We start from the raw sequence: 18,481 nt of genomic DNA, 5'->3' as shown, positions 1-18,481 counted from the left end.
AATTACTAAAAGCCTGATTTCTGCGATCAGGCTTTTTTAATGTCTAAAATTTGAGATTGATCGCTTGCTTTAACTTGCCCTACCAATCCCAAACTTTCCCTTTTCTTCCTATTTTTATTTGCTCTTTCAAGCATTAAGCTAACTTCATGAAATTCACCCATGATCGCTTTTTCTAATAGGATGACTGATTGATGTGCATAATCTTTCCCGTAAACATCTGCAATCAAACGCAAACGCTCCATCATGTCTGGGAGCATCTTCATACGAAGATCTTCTTTTTCGAGACTCATGGTTGTTCCTTGCTGACGGATGTATCTGGCTTGGCTTTCTCTAATAGCCATTGCGCTGTAAAAGCTCCATCACTATTGCTTGCCAGAATCTGGGCATACGTGGTTTCACCTGTGTACTCGGTTCTGGGTAATAATCCACGTTTTTCCATCTTACTCATCGCCATATACGAGCGACCTAGTAATAATGCAGCTTTAGTTCGCCCACCTACTGCATCAAAGGCATGTTTAATAGGATTCAAATTAAATCTCTCTAATTATTTAACACCACTAAATTAAATCATAGGTTTAATTTAAATTCAATTCACGATTGCTTCTATTTTTATTTAATTCAATTAAAATTTTAAACTAAAGGTTTATTAATGTTGTTACCCATGGAAACTATAGTTGATCGTATACAGTTAGCTCTTAATAAAGCAGATATCAAATGGTCTGCTGCTGCATTGAAGATCGGCTTATCAGCTCAAGCCGCTTCCAATTGGAAAAAGGGGAAAATTGGTAGGGAGACTGTTGAAAAGCTAGCAGATCTCTTAAATGTTGATGCTGGGTGGCTATTAACTGGTAATGGTTCTGAAAATTCTCAACAAAATGAAGGTACACCTGTTGTTACATGGGAATCTCCTGATGACTTGGACCTTGATAAGTATGTAATTATTCCTCATGTTGAGGTGAAGTTTTCAGCTGGAAATGGTCACTTAGCCGCTTATGAACCAAGTCAAAGGGATATTGGATCTGCCCATTTGTTGAGTTGGGTTCATAAGAAAAAGATTTCCCCAAAAAATCTAATGACTGTTGATATTGATGGGGACAGCATGGAACCAAACATTAAAAGTGGCAGTGTTGTGATGCTTGATAAATCCATCAACACACTTGAACAAGTTCAATCTGGAAAAGTCTATGCTATTCGTTACGGCAATGAATTGAAAATAAAGAGGCTTTCTCGCCGTTTTGATGGTGCTTTGATAATTGATAGTGATAATCCGCAGTATCAGCGCGAGATTGTTGAAGCAGATCAGTTGGAGCATATTGGTATTATCGGTAAATACGTTTCTCACACATTTGATGGTGAGATATAGATCATCAATTCCAGCGAACTGTTAATTAAAATTTATTATATAAATGAGAATATTATGATCGCAACACTCAATAAATCTAAAACGGCGCTAACAATTAATCGCCAAGAATTTAAATTGGCGTTAGCTAAAATCGGTGAAGGTATTGAAAAGCAAATAGCATCACTCAAAAAGGCTAAGCAAAGCTATGACGCAGCAGATATAGCGCGTGAAGTCATCAGCGAGGTGAATATCTTTGAAGCCATTATTGAGGGCTTTAACGAAGCCGAGGGTACTAATTTAAAGCTGACTGATATAACTAATCTTGATCTGGCACAGGGATGGTTGGATGAGTTTTTAGAGAAGTATTCTGTTTAATTATGGCGAATTCGCCGGAATTAAAAAATTAAAACTGCGAACCCGGCACAGGACTTTAGAATTGATCGGTAGAGAATATATGTATAAGATACCTAAAGTAGTTATTCCTGATTCCGCTAAAGAATATAGACCTCCCAAAGTTAAATTAACGCTAAAAGAAATCAAACAGCTTTCAGATGACGAGTTAATGATGCTGTTAAGCGGTGAAGGCCAAAGCGGAATCATCCCAGCACCACTTCTACAAGCTATAAGTTATGAGTTAACTTCAAGACAAATAAAAAAGTCCAGCAAACCACACTGGACTATTATCCCTACTTTTATTGTTGCTTGTATTGCAGCTATCGCTGCTATTATTTCAATTTATATTTCGCTAAGATGATAAGCGTTTAGCAATTATAGATATACAGATCAATGTAGCTGCATTTAATATGACTGTAGACCAAACAAATATTTTTAATAACTTTTCCTGACCTTTACTCATCTTAACAAACTCCATATAACCCGCCTTGTGTGGGTTTTCTTTTTTAAACCATATGTTCCCTGATATTATGCATTTAAGACATTGTGCCAACATTGATCTTAATTACATAAATATCGGAGAAAATATGAAACCTGAAATTATAGAAGCCCTAGCGTTAGAGCTTACCAAAGCAATTATTAATGAGCGATCAAAGCATGAGAGTTCTTTTGATATTACCGACCCAGCATTATGGGTGGTCATATACGACGAATCCCTAAAAAATATATCCCAAGAGGCTGTAGAGCTCGAAGAAATTAAAAAATCTAATAAATCAACAATTTTTGATTAATCAGATTGATCCATGCTCTTGATCAGATTTTCAAGGGCATCTCGCTGATCTTTATTCTTGATTTCTACAATAAAATCATCTTGAAATACATATTTTTCCAACTCTTTGGTTTCACTAATCGCATCAATTACATTTAATCGTCCTGCTTCAATAAGTTTTAAAGTTGCTTCATAGCGCCATTCTTTGCGATTTTGAATGATTTTCATCTCAATAAACCCCGCCAACCCAACCCTCTGTCGGGTTTTCTTTTGTCTGTTATAGCATATTAAATCTTAAATTTAAAATAATTCAATCTTTGGTTTAAAAAACTATTGCGCAAAAGTTAAATCTTTGGTTTAATATTTTTCATGAAGACAACAAAAAAGCACACCGACCGCTAAATCAAATGTGCTTTTTCAAAACTACAGGTGAATTATGAACGCAAAACTAAATCCAATCAATAGCGCAAAGCTAACACTTGGTGTTACTGCTGTAACTCTTAGTGTTTTAGCAATGAGCTTTAAGCCGTTTGCTACAACGGAATATACGCCAACTACCAAATCATCTCCTGCTGATCAATATGTTGTTGGTGTTCAGTCTATTGAAATTACTTCTAAATCCACTGGTATTGCTGTGATCAAGCTTGATGATTTTAGAGTTCAGGTTTCATTTGATTATTCAGCGCATAAAGACAGCTACGGCGTACCAGGTTCTGAATTTACAGCTGTTGATATTAATCAGCTTACGATTGAAAACACTACAGACATCAATGGTAATCAGTACCGTGATTTCACTGTTTACAACGATGTTGTTCAGATCAAAGAGCTAATTCGTGGCTACATCGAGAAAAATCAACTTGTTGAAGTGGAGGCTGTGTGATGTCTATTCAAATATTTACACCTGAAAAAACGTTACTCGTTGAAAGCGTTATTTGTTACCTCTACACAGACCCAGGGCTAGGTAAAAGTTCGATTGCTCACACTGCGAGTAAGCCAGTTATTTTTGACTTTGATAAAGGGCAACATCGTGTTTCTGCAGAACTTAGACGTGGAACCATTGTTCGTATTGATAGTTGGTTTGATCTTGAAAATCTTAAGGATGATTTTTATAACAATTACAATACGATAGTTGCGGATACTGTTGGTGCAATGCTTGATGCAATTAAAGATCAGCTTTCTAAAAATAGGGACAATCTGCAACGAGATAAGACTTTGACTTTAAAAGCTCAAGGTTTAGCAGGTACTAAATTTATGAATATGGTTCGTAAATGGCAATCCTTAGGCAAAGATGTTGTATTTATTGCACATGCGGTAGAGGAAGAAGCAGGTAAAGAAAAATTAAAAGTTTATCGTCCAGACCTTGCAGGGAAAAATAGAAATCTACTTTATCGCATGGCTGATGTAATGGGTTATTTACACTCAACAACTGATCAAAACGGCGATACGATCCGTACTATTTTGTTTAATCCATCCACAACACATCATGCTAAAAATTCAGGTCGCCTTGGTTATACATATAAAACTGATAGCGGTGCAGAAATTTGCAATGGTCAGGTCGCCGTACCAGACATGACGAACTCGCCTACTTTTCTAGCTGATCTATTGAAACAAGCCAAGGATCACATCAATACATTAACACCTGCTCAAGCTGCAGAAATTAAAGCTCAAGCAGATTTAAGTAACTTAAAACAGTCTTGTAAAGAAGCGAATCATGCTGGTGATTTAAACCAATTAACTGAGTCTTTAGATCGTGAACACAAATACAGCAGAGAAATGTGGCATGCAATTCAATTACAAGCACATGAAATGAAATGCACTTTTGATAAAGAGAAAAAACGCTGGTTTAACCCGCCTCAGTTCAAGGGAATCACAGACACTCAACGCGACGAACTCCAAGCATTCATTGATGAACGTGGCTTGGATGTAAAGACAGTTTGTGAACATCTTGGCATAGATGCCCTCACCCAAATTGAATCTGCAAATTTGCAAGAAGTAAAAAATGAACTTGAAATCTTAGCTAAATCGGAGATGGCTACAGCATGAACGCAATTATCTTAGATACAGAAACTCACGATTTAGAAGGCTTTCCGATTGAAATCGCTTACACACCCTGCTCATTCGAGCAAGGTGTATTAGTGATCATGCAAGATCAGGTGTTTGATGAATATTTTTCAAGTCCTGAACCGATTAAATATGGCGCAATGGCTACACATCATATTCTTGAAAACGACATTGCAGATAAACCAAGTTATGACACATTCCGCCTGCCTGCTGATACTCAGGTTTTAATTGGCCACAACATTGATTACGACATTCGCGCCGTTCAACGATGTGACCACGACGTAAATGTCAAAGGTATTTGTACCTTGGCATTAGCACGAATGGCATGGGATAAATTGGACTCTCATGCACTATCAGCTTGTTATTACTACGTTATGGAAAACAAAGAAGTTGCACGTAAACATTTGAGACACGCACACAACGCAAAGGCTGATATTTATTTCACTGGTGTAATTTTACAAGCATTAGTTGAAAAGCTTGGCATCAAAGACATGAATTCGCTTTATCAAATGTCTGAGATAGCACGTATTCCTAAAAGAATGACTTTTGGAAAGCATAAAGGTGAACTCATTGATGAGCTTCCAGATTCGTATATTGAGTGGCTGTTAAAACAACCTGACTTGGATCCATATTTAGTTAAAGCATTAAAAGGATAAGAATATGAATAATATGATTTCAGCACAAGAAGCAATCTCAGCAGTTCAAGCGGGTAAAACGGTTTTGTGTAGATATGCGGGTGATGGATCACTTCATGCCGATCCAGATTTCAGTACACTAGATCAGGTCCCTGCTACAGTCTTTTTTACACCTCATTATGAATTTTGCATAAAAATTGAAATGACTGAGCTTGCAGGAATTCAATTTACAAAACCTGCAGAACCACACGATTTAAAAAGTGGCCAAGTAATTTATATTGTCATGCCTACGTGTATTTTGCGTACTCAATATGACAGTGAGCACGGCGATATTTGCTTAAGTGTTGCCAATGGCTTTGCTCAGCTTGATGAAGAAAATGCGAAGCTACAACTGCAAGCTTTTGGAAAAACATTCGGCAATATGATTACCGAGATCGAAGTTAAGGATGGTTTTAATGACAAACCTAAAAAACGTGCTTCTCGTAAAAAAACTGAGGTGCAAGCCAGTATCATTGAAGAACAAAGTTCTATTGATGTAGTTGAAGATAATTTAATAACTGGATCTTTGATCGAAAAAGACCAGGAGGATCAGTATCAAAAGCAACTTACTGAATTGTTAGATTGTGCTGCAAAAGCCAACACACCCGATGAAGCAAATAAACTATATAGATATACAACATCGTGGACCGAAGAACAGCGTAAGCCTTTAATTGATGCTATTCATAAGCGATTAGCCGAACTCAACCCACCTGAAAAATCAGAATCAAGCCTGATGTGTCGCATAAATAATTGTCAGACTCTTGAAGAATTAGACTCAAAAGTTATTGAAGTACAGCAATGTGATCCTGTTATTCAAGATCGATTGATGAGCTATGTTAATCAGCGACGCACTGAAATCAGTCTTGCTGCGGATGATCGTATGCCATGGGATGATGAATAATGTCAAAAACTAAACACCTCCCTCACAACTTGTGTACGCCGTTTATGTTTTGGATGTTTAACGGCGGTTATATTTCTGAAATTAAAAAAAATTGTGTGGTGCTTCATAAAAGTAAGAATGTTGCAAAAATTCATTGTGATGGCAAAACTGCTGAAAGCTATTTAATGAATGACCACTGTAGCGATCGTTTTGCTATGTTTCTGAAGCAGTATTTAAACAATGGTAGAGGATTTATTGATGCACTAAATGCTCAAGCTACTCAGCAGTACGAGCTTGTTTTCTTAAATGAACAATTCAAATATTTGCAGGTGGCGTGATGGATATTAAAAATACAGCTATTACAGCAACAATGGTTATTCAGTCTCTTGTAAAGCTTCTTGAAAATGAAAATGTTGATATTTCATCTGTGAAATTCAAAGTTGGGTTTGAAAGCGAAGGATATGAAAGTCCAGAATTTAAATTGGAAAAGTTAATTGATTTGGCTTATGAGGGTTTGGAAAAGATAAAAGAACATGCTATTCCCGAAGGGTTTGTTTTGGTAGAAAAAGAAATCCCAGACTGCGTTGTTGACCGTCTTGAAAATAGCTCATACCACTGGGGTGAAAGCACAAGGGATTACTTTGCGCCTATTTATCGAATGATGATCGAAGCACAGGAGCAAGGGCATGATTAGAGCTGAAGTGGTCTTTGAAGATGATTATGTGGTTCTACATGGAAAAGATATCTGGTTAGATCTTGAATCTATGAATTTTGCAATTGGTTGTTATCTTTCTAATTCAATCGAAGAACTTTTTGCATCACAAGAACAAGCCGTTCAGTACTGTTTGGAGCAAGGGCATGAAAATAAGTGAATTTAATGCTCTTATCAAACCGATTGAGCGCCCTATTCGTAATTTCCACTGTGGTTTTAACTATCTTGAAACTTGGATTCAGGGTGAAAGTGAATATTGTGCAGATGGTATTGATTTTACTCCCGACTTTCAAAGAGGTCATGTTTGGACAGAACAACAACAGGTGTATTTTTTAGAGAATGTACTTCGCAGAATTGTAGATGAACGCGGCTTAACTATTTGCTTCAATAATCCCGCTTGGCGTGAGACTGATTTGACTGGTGATCTGCCAGATCAAACAGTTTGTGTTGATGGATTGCAGCGACTCACAGCTATTCGTAAATTTATTAAGGGCGAATTAACAGTATTTGGAATCAAGCATAATGATCTGCCGATGCGTGTGATTTTGCGAGATTTACGAATCGTTATCCAGATGTACGATTTTCAAAATAAAAAGGATTTACTGCAATTTTATCTAGATATAAATAGTGGTGGTACTGCTCACACTGAAGTTGAGTTAAATCGAGTGCGAGCTTTGATGAAAGAAAAGGAGGAAGGTTGATGGGTGTATTGAAAATTGAATCAGATTCATTAAAACATTTAACCAGCTTAATTGAAAAATTGGTTAGTCAAAAAGATGAGCGTCGCATTGGTCGTGCTGAATTTGCACACCTACTAAATATTGAACCTGAAACTTTGGATCGTAAAATTAGAGATGGTCTTATTACTCGGCCATTCAAAGATGGCCGTAAAAGTTATTGGTTCTCAAGTTATGTTCAAACCATTGTAAAAGACACGACAAACAGTGCTAATATAGCCACCGAATGAGGTGGCTTTTTATTTAATTATTTTAGGTTACTTTAGGCATATTGAGTACAGAATTGAGTACGATTTACCACTCGATTTTAATTGTTTTTAAAATACAAAGGGTTACATTAATCATGCTTCTTATGATCGACAACTACGACTCATTTACTTATAACATCGTCCAATATTTTGGCGAGTTAAACCAAGAAGTAAAAGTAGTCCGTAATGATGCCGTTACATTGGAAGACATTGAGCGATGGCAACCGAAATATTTGGTGATTGGTCCTGGTCCCTGCTCTCCTTCTGAAGCTGGAATCTCTATTCCTGCCATTCAGCATTTTGCAGGAAAAATCCCATTACTTGGTGTCTGTTTAGGTCATCAATCTATTGGGCAAGCCTTTGGTGGAGATATTGTTCGCGCAAAAACGGTCATGCATGGTCGTTTGTCGGATATGTATCACAGTGACAAAGGTATTTTTAGCAATCTTCCTTCTCCTTTTTCAGCGACTCGTTATCACTCTCTAGTGATTGATCAAGCAACGATTCCTGAATGCTTAGAAGTAACTTGCTGGACCAATCAGGCAGATGGCTCAATCGAAGAGATCATGGGTGTAAAACATAAGACATTGCCAATCGAAGGCGTGCAGTTCCATCCAGAATCAATTTTGAGCCAGCACGGCCACCAAATCTTTAAAAACTTTTTAGAAATCTATGCATAATTTAAGTGAATCGAAATAATGGATATTATACAAGCGCTTAGCAATATTACAAAAAACATTCATTTGACCCAAGCTCAAATGGAAGATGTCATGCGTACCATCATGAGTGGTGAAGCTACCGATGCACAAATTGGTGCATTGATGATGGGCTTACGTCTTAAAGGTGAAAGTATCGATGAAATGACAGCGGCTGCTCGTGTCATGCGTGAATTTGCCACTAAAATTGATGTGAGTGACATTCCATATCTCATCGATATCGTAGGTACTGGCGGAGATGGTCAAAACCTATTTAATGTCTCTACCGCTTCAAGTTTCGTGATCGCCGCAGCAGGTGCAACCATTGCAAAACATGGTAACCGTGGTGTTTCGAGTAAATCTGGATCATCTGATTTACTTGAAAAAGCAGGCATCAATCTTGACCTGTCTATGCATCAAACTGAACGCTGTATCCGTGAAATGGGCGTTGGTTTCTTATTTGCGCCAAATCACCATAAAGCAATGAAATATGCGGCAGCTCCACGTAAAGAATTAGGCTTCCGTAGTATTTTCAATCTCCTCGGCCCGCTTACGAATCCGGCTGGGGTAAAACGTTTTGTGATTGGTGTATTTTCAAGTGAACTTTGTCGCCCAATGGCTGAAGTACTAAAACAGCTTGGTGCCGAACACGTCATGGTGGTTCATTCTAAAGATGGTTTAGATGAAATCAGTCTTGCATCTGCAACTTATGTCGCTGAGCTAAAAAATGGCGAAATTAGTGAATGGATGATCAATCCAGAAGATGTCGACATTGAGTCACAAACCTTGACAGGACTTTCGGTAGATAGTTCTGAAGAAAGTCTTGCTTTGATCAAAGATGCTTTAGGCAAAAAGAAATCTGCAAAAGGTGAAAAAGCTGCCGGCATGATTGCATTAAATGCAGGTGCAGGCATCTATGTTTCAGGTCTAACCAAAGACTATAAACAAGGTGTCGCTTTGGCGCATGACATTATTTACGGTGGTCAAGCTTTAGAGAAAATGAGTATTTTGTCTGAATTTACCAAAACTTTGAAAGAATATGGCGAAGCGTAAAGCTATACAGGAATCATCATCATGGTCGATATCACAAATACAATTTTAGGCAAAATTGTTGATCGTAAATACGAAGAATTAGAGCTACGTTTAAAACAACGCAGCTTAAAAGATGTAGAAGAACTTGCCAAAGCAGCTTCTCCTGTACGTGGTTTTGCTCAATCTTTGCAAAAGAAACGCCCGGGCGTGATTGCAGAAATCAAAAAAGCCTCTCCTTCCAAAGGTATTATTCGTGAAAATTTCAATCCTGCTGAAATTGCTGCTCAATATGAAGCAGCGGGTGCAGCATGTTTATCTGTTTTAACAGATGTAGATTTTTTCCAAGGTGCAGATGAAAATGTTGCTATTGCCCGCAAACACTGTGCTTTGCCTGCAATCCGCAAAGATTTTTTAGTCGATCCATATAATGTCATCGAAGCTCGTGCCATCGAAGCGGACTGTGTTTTATTGATCGTTTCTTGTCTTTCGGATACTCAGCTTGAAGAAATGTCAAAAACAGCCTTTGAATACAATCTCGATGTATTGGTCGAAGTGCATGATGAAGATGAGCTTGAACGTGCTTTGAAATTGTCTGATCAATGTCTTTTAGGTGTCAATAACCGTGATTTAAAAACTTTTGAAGTTGATTTATATAACTCAATTCGTTTGAAAAAATTACTTGATCCTTCACGTTTATTGGTGACAGAAAGCGGCATTGCAACACCTGAAGATGTTCGTCTCATGCAAGATCATGATATTCATGCCTTCTTGGTGGGTGAAAGCTTTATGAAACAAGCTCGTCCAGATCAGGCGTTTAATGCATTATTTGGACATCCTGAGTCTATCTAATCCTGCTTTGCTGTAAGGCATAAGGTTTTGTTTATTTTTTAATGTCGATATTTTCGATCAAAACATTTTAAAATATCCATTCACCTTATGCCCATTTCCTTTAAAATATTCTGTCTATCAAAACCTTCATTGAACTGTATGAGTTATGAGTAATCAAGATTCTTCGTTTTCAAAAGAACAGCAAAATCTTTTGAAAGCGTTTAAAAAACAAATTACCAATCCTCATTCTGCCAAAATTGCCGCTGAGCATGAGCAAAAAAAAGCTCAGGTAAAGACTGAGCAAGATGATGAATTGGATTTGTTTAAAAAAGCCTTACAAGGTGTAAAACAACTCGACAGCAGCAACATCGCCAAAGTCGAAAAAAGTCGTGTGCGTAAACCTGATGCAAAAACATTAGCAAAACGCGCTGCAGCTGAAGGCCCGCGTGAAACTGATGATGCTGAACTTTCTGATACCCAAGCCATGCTCAATCCTGTGGCGAGTCAGGCTGCCCTCAGTTATCGTATCGCGACTTTACAGCATAAAGTTTTTGAAGAATTGAAAGCTGGCAATTTACGCTGGTATGAAGCAGTTGACCTTCATGGTTGTACTGTAGAAGATGCCCGTACTGCGGTTTTACAAATTATTCAAATCGCAAAAGATGAAAATCAAAATGTCATTAAAATCGTGCACGGCAAAGGCCCTGATGCGGTTTTAAAAACTTACGTCAATAGCTGGCTACGACAGCATCGCGATGTATTGGCATTTGTCAGTGCACCCGAAAATCAAGGGGGAACTGGAGCGGTTTTAGTACTCCTAAAACGCAGTGAAAAGAACCCTAAATTTAAACAGTAATCTTTTTAACAATGACGGCGATCAGTCAATTTCCGATTTTTGTTGGTTTTCTGCTACAATGCCGTCCTTGTTCAATCAGTGTAAGTGAACACGTTTTATGTCAATGCAGCAATCCTACGCAAATATTTTAACCGCCGTTGGTGAGGACCTCGAACGTCCTGGCCTTAAAGATACGCCTATGCGTGCTGCTAAAGCTTTTTCGTATTTGACCTCTGGCTATAGTAAAACGTTGGAAGAAGTGACCAATAATGCGGTCTTCCCTTCCGATAATCATGAAATGGTTTTAGTGAAAAATATCGAATTCTATTCGCTTTGTGAACATCACTTATTGCCATTTTATGGTCGTGTGCATATTGCTTATTTACCAGAAGGCAATGTTTTAGGACTGTCTAAATTTGCCCGTATCACTGAAATGTTTGCTCGTCGCTTACAGATTCAGGAACAATTAACCAAGCAAATTGCTGAAGCGGTTGCTGAGGTAACTCAAGCTCGTGGCGTAGCCGTGGTTATTGATTCTGCACATATGTGTATGATGATGCGTGGTGTCAGCAAACAAGAATCGACTACTCGTACTGTTTCATTTATCGGTGATTTTAAAACAGATAAAGATGCCAGACGTGAGTTCCTCTTGGCTGTCCCTGAAGCCCATTAATGGCATATCATGAAACCCTGAGTCATCAGGGTTTTTTATTGGGTACACATTTTCATAGAACGTTTTTCAAACATGACGTGTTCAATCTGACGATCCATTCTTGATTTCAAAGTTAAAATTCATTTCCCATATTTTCAAAATCTTTGAAATGTTGTGCCATAGGACAGTATTTTCAATATTGCTAAACTGCCAACCGATTTATGGAACCTAAATCATTTCAATTTTTCTGATTGAAATATCGGTTCAATTCACACATGTGCAAAAAATGGACATTCAATATGGCGAATAATTTTAAATTCCAGATCCGCGTATATATCGAAGATACTGATGCAGGCGGTATCGTTTACCACGCCAATCATATCCGTTTTATGGAGCGCACACGTACTGAATGGCTACGTGCATCAGGAGTAGATCATTATTGGCATCAAGCAGATTATAATTTTGTCGTGCATAAAATATCTTTGAAATATAGTCGCCCTATACTCATGGATGACTTAATTACTGTTACAGCAAGTGTAGTTTCGTGTAAAGCGACATCTTTTGTATTGCAACAAAATATTTATCGTGGTGAAATCATGCTTGCTTCTGGTGAGGTTGAACTCGCATGTATTAGTGCAGAGATGAAACCCCGCAGACTTCCTGATGAAATTCGTGATCTAATTCGTAAGGAATTAGACCAAGATTAAAAAAATTTGGCACATGTAACTATGGCAACACAATTAGAATCTTCTCTACACATTACTGATTTAATCTTACAAGCAAGTCCAGTTGTTCAACTGGTCATGCTTTTGCTGTTATTGGCTTCGTTATATAGTTGGTATTTGATTGCCAAGTTACATATGAGCTATAAGAAAGCGCAAAAAGGCGATGAACATTTCCAGAAAATGTTCTGGTCAGGAGCTGAGCTCAATACTCTTTATAATAATGCTCAGCTCAACTCTAAACGTGAAGGTTTAGAAGATATTTTTTATCAAGGTTTGGGTGAATTTTTAAAATTAAAAAAACGCCATGCTGAACCACATGCCAGCATCGAAGGTACTGAACGTATTTTACGTGTCGGTTTAAGCCGTGATCAAGGTCGTCTTGAACAAGGTATTGGCACTCTTGCGAGTATTGGTTCTGTTGCACCTTATGTGGGTTTATTTGGTACAGTTTGGGGCATTATGAATGCCTTTATCGGTCTTGCTAAAGTTGATCAAGTGACGCTTGCAACTGTTGCTCCTGGTATCGCTGAAGCATTGATTGCCACTGCGATTGGTTTATTTGCAGCAATTCCTGCTGTATTGGCCTTTAACCACTACACTGCTAAAGGTGAAGAAGTTTATTCTGATCGTGCCTTGTTCAGTGAAGAAATGGTGGCGCTATTACAACGTCAATCTGTGGGTTCAACACAGGAAACTGAATAATGGCAATCCAACGTTCTGGACGCTTTGAGCGAATCAAAAAACCACTGAAAAGTGATATGAATGTCGTACCGTACATTGATGTCATGTTGGTGCTATTGGTCATTTTCATGGTCACAGCACCAATGATCACTACAGGTGTTAAAGTTGATCTGCCTCAAGCAAGTAACAGCCCGATTCAGTCAGAAGATCGTCCTGCGATCGTAACATTGAAACAAGATGGGAAAATTTCTTTGCAATATCAAGATCAACCTGATCATGATCTCAGCATTGATGAGTTAAAAACCATTTTGACTGAATCTCAAAAACAAGCCGAAGCCAATAAAAAACATTTAACTGTTTTGATTAATGGTAGTGAACAGCGTCCTTATGGTGAAGTCATGAAACTCATGTCTGCCCTTCAAGATGCAGGCTTAACGCAAGTTGGATTACTGACCGCACCGATAAAGTAAGTTATGAAAGATTTAAACAAGCCACAATCTAAAGAAAAAGCAATAGCGCTTGGATTTACCATCGGGGTCCATGTGGTGGCGATTGTTGGCTTACTTTTTCTAGGTCTAAGTAAACCACCAGAACCACCTAAACGTATTAAAACCGTTTTGGTCAAACCTGAAGATATTCCGCCTTTGGCAGAACCTTTGATTCAAACCGACTCAGCTGAAACGACTGACACACATCAAAGTGACCAGACTGAGCAAACCGCTGAACCAGATGTAGAAGCTCCAAATATTCCGACGGATTCGACACCAACGGAACAAGCTCAAGTGAATCAAGCAGAAGCTGCAAAAGAAGCCGCTGCTGCTGCTGCCGCAATGATGGCTGCTGATGCTGAAAAAGCGCGTCAAGCCAAGCAAACACTTGAAGCACAGAAAAAAGCAGAAGCTGCTGAACAAGCACGTCAAGCGGCTTTAGAAAAAGCGCGCCAAGCAAAATCAGCTGCTGACAAGCAAAAAGCTGAGGCCGAAGCTCGTGCTCAAGCCGCTGCCGCAGCAAAGGCTAAAGCAGAAGCTGAAGCACAGAAAAAGGCTCAGCAAGTCAAAGAAGCTGCCGCAGCTCGTGCCAAAGCTGAAGCGCAAGAACGTGCTCGTTTGGCGAAGTTACAAGCCGCTGAAAAAGCCAAAGCTGAAGCAGCTGCAAGAGCTAAACAAGCAAAAGCTGATGCTGCAGCAGAAGCGCGTAAAAAAGCGGCGGCTGACAAAGCTCAAGCTGATGCTGATGCCAAGAAAAAGGCTGCAGCTGATAAAGCTCATGCAGACGCAGAAGCCAAGAAAAAAGCTGTAGCTGACAAAGCTCGTGCAGATGCTGATGCTAAGAAAAAAGCTGCAGCTGACAAAGCCCATGCTGATGCAGAGGCCAAGAAAAAAGCCGCTGCTGACAAAGCTAAAGCTGATGCCGATGCCAAGAAGAAAGCCGCTGCTGAAAAAGCTAAAGCTGATGCCGATGCCAAGAAGAAAGCTGCAGCTGACAAAGCTAAAGCTGAAAGAAACAAACGCAGTATGTCTGATATCGACGATGAGCTAAATGATGTTAAATCTTCTACTCAAAAATCAAATCAATCTGCGGCGAATAAACTTGCAGCAGCGAAGAAAACTGCATCGACGGCAAAACGAGATTTTGAAAATAAAATCAAAGGCCGCTGGAATGTTCCAGATGGAAGTTCTGGGAAAAAGGTTCGCGTAAGATTCATGCTCTCTGCAAGTGGAGGCGTGGAATCAATTACCATCCTTTCTTCAGGTGGTGCAGACATCGATGCCAGCATCAGAGCAGCGATTAAAGCAGCCGCACCTTACCCAATGCCTTCTGATCCTCAAGCTCGTGCACAAGCTCAAGAAGTGATTTCAACATTTACAGCAAAATAGCCTGTAAAATAATCTTCTAAATACACCTCGCTTTATGCGAGGTTTATTTTTATACTTTTACCTACCTTTTTATAAACGACTTCCTTCACTACAAAATGCATAAGCTATTTATCTTTGTAATATTGTTTATTTCATCAACATCAAATTATGCAGAATTAGTAGGGTCTGTTGAAAACACCCCAATCGTTCAATCCCGTGCAAAAGCAAAAAGTTCTGCTAATAAGGAAAATGAAATTATCCAACAAGAGGCAGCTAAGAAAAAAACTATAGAATATTATGAAAAAAGAAAGCAACAATCTGTTGATATAAAACGAGATTTTGAACGTCGAATTTTTCGAAACTGGGATGTTCCCGAAGGTTCTACTGGGAAAACTGCAAAAGTTTTAACAGTACTGAATGATGATGGAACAATTAACTCCATCACTTTTGACTCTAATGATCAAGTTTTTAATAAAAGTATTAAACAAGCGATCCAAAATTCGGCACCATTCCCTTTGCCAACCGATTACACACTTAAACAGATGTCAAAAAAATTTACCTCGACATTTAATGCAAAATAAAACACACTCCGTACATAAAAAAATACCAACAAAACAGCATTAGACAATATGCTCATTTTATAAACAATTTAGTATAAAATATTATTTTAAAAAATTTTTTATTTTACAATCTGAGTATAAAACCATGAAAAGCTATACTTTATTGTGCGTTAATTTAATCGTTTGCACCGTTTTCGCAAACTCTTCTACATTTGCCAATTCTCAAAAAAGCAAAGAAAAAGCACTCGAACAAACGTTAAAAACCAAAGTTCCTAAAGAAGATGCACAAACTCAACTTTTTAAACCCTCAAAAAATCTAGCTGAAAGCAACCCGTCCAGCACCCCTTCGCAAAATACAACTACAAATACAACAAATCTCAATACAAATATCGCACCTATCGAGTCCCCATCGGCAACTCAAGCAAAGCAAACTTTTGCAGATAAAATCTTAAATGACTGGAAAATTCCACCTTCTTCTATAGATCAAACTGTCGTTGCAAAAGTGACCCTAGATGAAAAAGGTATGGTGAAAAATATTGAAATTCAATCACATGATGCAAATATAAAAAATTCACTTGAACAATCGATCCGACGATCTGCGCCATTTTCAATGCCTAAAGACCCTAAAGCAAATCAAGAAGCGAGGCAGTTCAACCTCAATGTTTCTCTAAAATAATCGTATGAATTTTTTAAGCTTTATTATTTTTTAAATATTTAAATGATATTCATCATTACATGCTTTATATAGATTAGAATCATGTCATTATGTTACAAATTCTTTGAATGACAAATTGGTACGACACGTACATGGCGACAAATGAAAATGACTTATAAACATTTTTTAGGATTAGCAATCATTGCAGCACTTTCCCCTGCTGTTATTTCAATGTCTTATGCGCAATTGCATTTAGAAATTGCCAAAGCACCTGAACAAGCGCCAAAAATTGCGATTGTTCCATTTGCTGGTGATCAGACGATTTATCCGATCGTAGAAAGCGATTTAAATCGTTCAGGTCGTTTTAGCAGCAGCTCTAAAAATCTCCCTTCATCTGCTCAAATCGACCAAATCAATGTAGATGCTTGGAAAAATGCGGGGATTCCATACGTGGTTGTTGGTACGTCTAAAGCCAATGCCAGTGGTGGTTTAGAGATTCATTACCAACTATATGACGTGGAAAAACAAACGTATCTGCTCAATGAATTGCTCAATGTCCCTGCCAATCGCTTACGCGCAGCAGGTCACATGATTAGTGATGCAATTTATCAAGCGCTTACAGGTATCAAAGGTGATTTTAGCGGTCGTATTGCTTATGTACTGCGTAATCCTGCTACGCCTGAACAGCGTTATACATTGCAGATCGCGGATACTGATGGTGAGCAACCTAAAACTGTTTTAACTTCACGTGATCCAATCTTATCGCCTGCTTGGACCCCTGATGCTAAAAAAATTGCATACGTTTCATTTGAAACTAAACGTCCAGCGATTTATCTGCAAGATTTGGCAACAGGTCAACGTGAAGTCTTAGCTAAATTTAAAGGCTTAAATGGTGCGCCAAGTTTCTCACCAGATGGTCAATCCATGATCTTTACAGCATCTATGGACGGCAACCCAGACATTTATAAAATGAATTTGTCGACTCGTCAGCTCGAACGCATGACCAATGACTCTGCGATTGATACTGAAGCACGCTATGCGCCTGATGGAAAATCATTTATTTTCACTTCAGATCGCGGTGGTTCACCACAAATTTATCGCTATAACTTTAATGATGGCTCAGTTAAACGTATGACTTTCAAAGGCTCGTTTAATGCACGCGGTACACTCAGTGCCGATGGTCAAAAACTCGCTATCGTTCATCGCCCGACAGGCAGTAACTATAAAGTTGCCATTCAAGATCTCAACACCAGTATTGTGAGTATTTTAACGCCAACAAGTCTTGATGAATCACCAAGCTTTTCACCAAATGGGCAAATGGTGGTCTATGCAACACGTGAAGGTAATCGAGGATTGCTTTCTGTGATGTCAACAGATGGACGTTTCCGTATGAATTTGCCAAGTGAGCAAGGTGAAGTTCGTGAACCTGCTTGGGCACCGAAATAATTTTTTATTTTAAAAGATAATGAAAGAGGATCAGATGAATTCTATTAAATATTTAGCGCTACCCCTTCTTGCTGTTAGCCTTGTCATGACAGGCTGTGCAAGTCGTAAACCTGCTGCAAACGTTGAAGCGGGTCAAAATCCAAGTGGTTCTGTGAGCACAGAAGGTCTAAGTGATGATGCAGCGTTAAGCGCACAAAACTTAGCAGGTGCTTCATCAAAAGGCGTTACTGCACAAAACCGTGCTGAGCTTGCAAAACGTGTCGTTCACTTTGACTATGATAGTAGCCAACTTTCAAACGAAGACTACCAAACATTGCTTGCACACGCTCAATTTTTGATTGCCAACTCAAATTCTAAAGTTGCGCTCACAGGTCACACAGATGAGCGTGGTACACGCGAATACAACATGGCACTCGGTGAACGTCGTGCTAAAGCTGTACAAAGCTTCTTGATCACTAACGGTGTAAACCCAACTCAATTAGAAGCTGTCAGCTACGGTAAAGAAATGCCTGTAGATGCTGGTCATGATGAATCTTCTTGGAAAAAGAACCGTCGTGTAGAAATCAACTACGAAGCAGTTCCGCCATTATTGAAATAAGTATTAAGCTTTGAAAATGCCTGACTTGTTCAGGCATTTTTTGTTTAAAAAGACCAAGTTTATAGCCCAAAGATATTCAGTATTTTAATAATACGAAGCCTT

The 18,481-nt window shown here is 38.6% G+C and carries 29 protein-coding genes; 26 read left to right on the top strand and 3 right to left on the bottom strand.

Annotation, left to right across the window (positions count from 1 at the left end):
• Window positions 1-26: 26 nt before the first annotated feature.
• Both F960_RS04920 and F960_RS04915 read right to left on the bottom strand, forming a co-directional pair.
• The gene (locus F960_RS04920) at window positions 27-290 is read right to left on the bottom strand and encodes a hypothetical protein (RefSeq protein WP_004859197.1); all 264 of its coding nucleotides are present in this window, start codon (window positions 288-290) and stop codon (window positions 27-29) included.
• A complete protein-coding gene (locus F960_RS04915; protein WP_004859194.1) occupies window positions 287-529 on the bottom strand; it encodes a hypothetical protein in 243 nt (80 codons plus the stop codon). Before F960_RS04915 ends, F960_RS04920 begins: the two co-directional genes overlap by 4 nt.
• A 132-nt stretch (window positions 530-661) precedes the next feature.
• Between F960_RS04915 and F960_RS04910 the strand changes: the two genes are divergently transcribed.
• The 4 genes from F960_RS04910 to F960_RS04890 all read left to right on the top strand — a co-directional run bounded on the left by F960_RS04910 (window position 662) and on the right by F960_RS04890 (window position 2,526).
• Window positions 662-1,363, top strand: a complete 702-nt coding sequence (locus F960_RS04910) for an XRE family transcriptional regulator (protein WP_154650726.1) — start codon at window positions 662-664, stop codon at window positions 1,361-1,363.
• Between the two features lie 54 nt (window positions 1,364-1,417).
• A complete protein-coding gene (locus F960_RS04905) occupies window positions 1,418-1,717 on the top strand; it encodes a hypothetical protein (RefSeq protein WP_004859187.1) in 300 nt (99 codons plus the stop codon).
• Between the two features lie 79 nt (window positions 1,718-1,796).
• Entirely contained in the window at window positions 1,797-2,096 is a 300-nt protein-coding gene (locus F960_RS04900) for a hypothetical protein (protein WP_020846862.1), read from the top strand.
• 226 nt (window positions 2,097-2,322) lie between these two features.
• Window positions 2,323-2,526: a hypothetical protein gene (locus tag F960_RS04890; RefSeq protein WP_004859181.1), complete on the top strand. Its 204-nt coding sequence runs from the start codon at window positions 2,323-2,325 to the stop codon at window positions 2,524-2,526.
• On the opposite strand, the gene F960_RS04885 is transcribed toward F960_RS04890, so the two are convergent.
• Window positions 2,523-2,732 carry a hypothetical protein gene (locus F960_RS04885; RefSeq protein ID WP_020846863.1) on the bottom strand — a complete coding sequence of 70 codons (210 nt, stop codon included), beginning with the start codon at window positions 2,730-2,732 and terminating at the stop codon, window positions 2,523-2,525. The two genes, F960_RS04890 and F960_RS04885, sit on opposite strands and share 4 nt — an antisense overlap.
• A gap of 208 nt (window positions 2,733-2,940) precedes the next feature.
• On the opposite strand from F960_RS04885, the gene F960_RS04880 reads away from it, so the two are divergent.
• The 22 genes from F960_RS04880 (at window position 2,941) to pal (ending at window position 18,379) form a co-directional block, all read left to right on the top strand.
• Entirely contained in the window at window positions 2,941-3,384 is a 444-nt protein-coding gene (locus F960_RS04880) for a hypothetical protein (RefSeq protein WP_004859176.1), read from the top strand.
• Window positions 3,384-4,547: an ATP-binding protein gene (locus tag F960_RS04875; RefSeq protein WP_004859172.1), complete on the top strand. Its 1,164-nt coding sequence runs from the start codon at window positions 3,384-3,386 to the stop codon at window positions 4,545-4,547. Before F960_RS04880 ends, F960_RS04875 begins: the two co-directional genes overlap by 1 nt.
• Window positions 4,544-5,221: a putative quorum-sensing-regulated virulence factor gene (locus F960_RS04870; protein WP_004859169.1), complete on the top strand. Its 678-nt coding sequence runs from the start codon at window positions 4,544-4,546 to the stop codon at window positions 5,219-5,221. The genes F960_RS04875 and F960_RS04870 overlap by 4 nt, the downstream gene beginning before the upstream one ends.
• Before the next feature lie 4 nt (window positions 5,222-5,225).
• Complete coding sequence (locus F960_RS04865) at window positions 5,226-6,140, top strand: hypothetical protein (protein ID WP_004859166.1); 915 nt, start codon at window positions 5,226-5,228, stop codon at window positions 6,138-6,140.
• Complete coding sequence (locus F960_RS04860) at window positions 6,140-6,457, top strand: hypothetical protein (protein WP_004859161.1); 318 nt, start codon at window positions 6,140-6,142, stop codon at window positions 6,455-6,457. The genes F960_RS04865 and F960_RS04860 overlap by 1 nt, the downstream gene beginning before the upstream one ends.
• Window positions 6,457-6,813 carry a hypothetical protein gene (locus F960_RS22890; protein WP_004859159.1) on the top strand — a complete coding sequence of 119 codons (357 nt, stop codon included), beginning with the start codon at window positions 6,457-6,459 and terminating at the stop codon, window positions 6,811-6,813. Before F960_RS04860 ends, F960_RS22890 begins: the two co-directional genes overlap by 1 nt.
• Window positions 6,806-6,991 carry a hypothetical protein gene (locus F960_RS04845; protein WP_004859157.1) on the top strand — a complete coding sequence of 62 codons (186 nt, stop codon included), beginning with the start codon at window positions 6,806-6,808 and terminating at the stop codon, window positions 6,989-6,991. Before F960_RS22890 ends, F960_RS04845 begins: the two co-directional genes overlap by 8 nt.
• On the top strand, window positions 6,978-7,532 hold the full coding sequence (locus F960_RS04840) for a DUF262 domain-containing protein (protein ID WP_004859155.1): 555 nt from the start codon (window positions 6,978-6,980) through the stop codon (window positions 7,530-7,532). The genes F960_RS04845 and F960_RS04840 overlap by 14 nt, the downstream gene beginning before the upstream one ends.
• Window positions 7,532-7,798 (top strand): hypothetical protein, encoded by a 267-nt coding sequence (locus F960_RS04835; RefSeq protein ID WP_004859151.1) that lies wholly within the window; start codon window positions 7,532-7,534, stop codon window positions 7,796-7,798. The genes F960_RS04840 and F960_RS04835 overlap by 1 nt, the downstream gene beginning before the upstream one ends.
• Before the next feature lie 113 nt (window positions 7,799-7,911).
• On the top strand, window positions 7,912-8,496 hold the full coding sequence (locus F960_RS04830) for an anthranilate synthase component II (RefSeq protein WP_004859149.1): 585 nt from the start codon (window positions 7,912-7,914) through the stop codon (window positions 8,494-8,496).
• 18 nt (window positions 8,497-8,514) lie between these two features.
• Window positions 8,515-9,564 carry an anthranilate phosphoribosyltransferase gene (trpD, locus tag F960_RS04825; RefSeq protein ID WP_004859147.1) on the top strand — a complete coding sequence of 350 codons (1,050 nt, stop codon included), beginning with the start codon at window positions 8,515-8,517 and terminating at the stop codon, window positions 9,562-9,564.
• A gap of 21 nt (window positions 9,565-9,585) precedes the next feature.
• Window positions 9,586-10,392 (top strand): indole-3-glycerol phosphate synthase TrpC, encoded by an 807-nt coding sequence (trpC, locus tag F960_RS04820; RefSeq protein WP_004859145.1) that lies wholly within the window; start codon window positions 9,586-9,588, stop codon window positions 10,390-10,392.
• Between the two features lie 145 nt (window positions 10,393-10,537).
• Window positions 10,538-11,227 carry a Smr/MutS family protein gene (locus F960_RS04815; RefSeq protein ID WP_004859142.1) on the top strand — a complete coding sequence of 230 codons (690 nt, stop codon included), beginning with the start codon at window positions 10,538-10,540 and terminating at the stop codon, window positions 11,225-11,227.
• Window positions 11,228-11,330: 103 nt separating this feature from the next.
• Window positions 11,331-11,879, top strand: a complete 549-nt coding sequence (folE, locus tag F960_RS04810; protein WP_004859139.1) for a GTP cyclohydrolase I FolE — start codon at window positions 11,331-11,333, stop codon at window positions 11,877-11,879.
• Between the two features lie 278 nt (window positions 11,880-12,157).
• Window positions 12,158-12,565, top strand: coding sequence for a tol-pal system-associated acyl-CoA thioesterase (gene ybgC, locus F960_RS04805; RefSeq protein ID WP_004859135.1), 408 nt, complete (start codon window positions 12,158-12,160; stop codon window positions 12,563-12,565).
• A gap of 21 nt (window positions 12,566-12,586) precedes the next feature.
• Window positions 12,587-13,285: a protein TolQ gene (tolQ, locus tag F960_RS04800; RefSeq protein ID WP_004859133.1), complete on the top strand. Its 699-nt coding sequence runs from the start codon at window positions 12,587-12,589 to the stop codon at window positions 13,283-13,285.
• Window positions 13,285-13,734: a protein TolR gene (tolR, locus tag F960_RS04795; protein ID WP_004859130.1), complete on the top strand. Its 450-nt coding sequence runs from the start codon at window positions 13,285-13,287 to the stop codon at window positions 13,732-13,734. The genes tolQ and tolR overlap by 1 nt, the downstream gene beginning before the upstream one ends.
• A gap of 3 nt (window positions 13,735-13,737) precedes the next feature.
• On the top strand, window positions 13,738-15,141 hold the full coding sequence (tolA, locus tag F960_RS04790; RefSeq protein ID WP_004859127.1) for a cell envelope integrity protein TolA: 1,404 nt from the start codon (window positions 13,738-13,740) through the stop codon (window positions 15,139-15,141).
• Between the two features lie 95 nt (window positions 15,142-15,236).
• The gene (locus F960_RS04785; protein ID WP_004859125.1) at window positions 15,237-15,701 is read left to right on the top strand and encodes a TonB C-terminal domain-containing protein; all 465 of its coding nucleotides are present in this window, start codon (window positions 15,237-15,239) and stop codon (window positions 15,699-15,701) included.
• Between the two features lie 124 nt (window positions 15,702-15,825).
• The gene (locus F960_RS04780) at window positions 15,826-16,356 is read left to right on the top strand and encodes a cell envelope integrity TolA family protein (RefSeq protein WP_004859122.1); all 531 of its coding nucleotides are present in this window, start codon (window positions 15,826-15,828) and stop codon (window positions 16,354-16,356) included.
• A gap of 141 nt (window positions 16,357-16,497) precedes the next feature.
• Complete coding sequence (gene tolB, locus F960_RS04775; RefSeq protein WP_004859119.1) at window positions 16,498-17,781, top strand: Tol-Pal system beta propeller repeat protein TolB; 1,284 nt, start codon at window positions 16,498-16,500, stop codon at window positions 17,779-17,781.
• 34 nt (window positions 17,782-17,815) lie between these two features.
• Window positions 17,816-18,379: a peptidoglycan-associated lipoprotein Pal gene (gene pal / locus F960_RS04770; RefSeq protein WP_004859117.1), complete on the top strand. Its 564-nt coding sequence runs from the start codon at window positions 17,816-17,818 to the stop codon at window positions 18,377-18,379.
• The last annotated feature ends 102 nt before the right edge of the window (window positions 18,380-18,481 follow it).

Source organism: Acinetobacter gerneri DSM 14967 = CIP 107464 = MTCC 9824, from assembly GCF_000368565.1.
In the GTDB taxonomy this organism is placed as follows: domain Bacteria; phylum Pseudomonadota; class Gammaproteobacteria; order Pseudomonadales; family Moraxellaceae; genus Acinetobacter; species Acinetobacter gerneri.
Note: the sequence above shows the minus strand (reverse complement) of the source record. Positions and strands in the feature narration are given on the sequence as shown.

Bases quoted from the DNA above. Each gene is read 5' to 3' on its own strand.
- F960_RS04880 (WP_004859176.1), top strand. From the start codon at position 2,941: ATGAACGCAAAACTAAATCCAATCAATAGCGCAAAGCTAACACTTGGT.
- F960_RS04785 (WP_004859125.1), top strand. From the start codon at position 15,237: ATGCATAAGCTATTTATCTTTGTAATATTGTTTATTTCATCAACATCA.
- tolQ (WP_004859133.1), top strand. From the start codon at position 12,587: ATGGCAACACAATTAGAATCTTCTCTACACATTACTGATTTAATCTTA.
- F960_RS04875 (WP_004859172.1), top strand. From the start codon at position 3,384: ATGTCTATTCAAATATTTACACCTGAAAAAACGTTACTCGTTGAAAGC.
- F960_RS04780 (WP_004859122.1), top strand. From the start codon at position 15,826: ATGAAAAGCTATACTTTATTGTGCGTTAATTTAATCGTTTGCACCGTT.
- F960_RS04865 (WP_004859166.1), top strand. From the start codon at position 5,226: ATGAATAATATGATTTCAGCACAAGAAGCAATCTCAGCAGTTCAAGCG.
- F960_RS04890 (WP_004859181.1), top strand. From the start codon at position 2,323: ATGAAACCTGAAATTATAGAAGCCCTAGCGTTAGAGCTTACCAAAGCA.
- F960_RS04905 (WP_004859187.1), top strand. From the start codon at position 1,418: ATGATCGCAACACTCAATAAATCTAAAACGGCGCTAACAATTAATCGC.
- F960_RS04900 (WP_020846862.1), top strand. From the start codon at position 1,797: ATGTATAAGATACCTAAAGTAGTTATTCCTGATTCCGCTAAAGAATAT.
- F960_RS22890 (WP_004859159.1), top strand. From the start codon at position 6,457: ATGGATATTAAAAATACAGCTATTACAGCAACAATGGTTATTCAGTCT.
- trpD (WP_004859147.1), top strand. From the start codon at position 8,515: ATGGATATTATACAAGCGCTTAGCAATATTACAAAAAACATTCATTTG.
- F960_RS04920 (WP_004859197.1), bottom strand. From the start codon at position 290: ATGAGTCTCGAAAAAGAAGATCTTCGTATGAAGATGCTCCCAGACATG.
- F960_RS04870 (WP_004859169.1), top strand. From the start codon at position 4,544: ATGAACGCAATTATCTTAGATACAGAAACTCACGATTTAGAAGGCTTT.
- tolA (WP_004859127.1), top strand. From the start codon at position 13,738: ATGAAAGATTTAAACAAGCCACAATCTAAAGAAAAAGCAATAGCGCTT.
- F960_RS04910 (WP_154650726.1), top strand. From the start codon at position 662: ATGGAAACTATAGTTGATCGTATACAGTTAGCTCTTAATAAAGCAGAT.
- F960_RS04860 (WP_004859161.1), top strand. From the start codon at position 6,140: ATGTCAAAAACTAAACACCTCCCTCACAACTTGTGTACGCCGTTTATG.
- tolR (WP_004859130.1), top strand. From the start codon at position 13,285: ATGGCAATCCAACGTTCTGGACGCTTTGAGCGAATCAAAAAACCACTG.
- folE (WP_004859139.1), top strand. From the start codon at position 11,331: ATGCAGCAATCCTACGCAAATATTTTAACCGCCGTTGGTGAGGACCTC.
- pal (WP_004859117.1), top strand. From the start codon at position 17,816: ATGAATTCTATTAAATATTTAGCGCTACCCCTTCTTGCTGTTAGCCTT.
- F960_RS04830 (WP_004859149.1), top strand. From the start codon at position 7,912: ATGCTTCTTATGATCGACAACTACGACTCATTTACTTATAACATCGTC.
- trpC (WP_004859145.1), top strand. From the start codon at position 9,586: ATGGTCGATATCACAAATACAATTTTAGGCAAAATTGTTGATCGTAAA.
- F960_RS04840 (WP_004859155.1), top strand. From the start codon at position 6,978: ATGAAAATAAGTGAATTTAATGCTCTTATCAAACCGATTGAGCGCCCT.
- F960_RS04845 (WP_004859157.1), top strand. From the start codon at position 6,806: ATGATTAGAGCTGAAGTGGTCTTTGAAGATGATTATGTGGTTCTACAT.
- tolB (WP_004859119.1), top strand. From the start codon at position 16,498: ATGAAAATGACTTATAAACATTTTTTAGGATTAGCAATCATTGCAGCA.
- F960_RS04835 (WP_004859151.1), top strand. From the start codon at position 7,532: ATGGGTGTATTGAAAATTGAATCAGATTCATTAAAACATTTAACCAGC.
- F960_RS04885 (WP_020846863.1), bottom strand. From the start codon at position 2,732: ATGAAAATCATTCAAAATCGCAAAGAATGGCGCTATGAAGCAACTTTA.
- F960_RS04815 (WP_004859142.1), top strand. From the start codon at position 10,538: ATGAGTAATCAAGATTCTTCGTTTTCAAAAGAACAGCAAAATCTTTTG.
- ybgC (WP_004859135.1), top strand. From the start codon at position 12,158: ATGGCGAATAATTTTAAATTCCAGATCCGCGTATATATCGAAGATACT.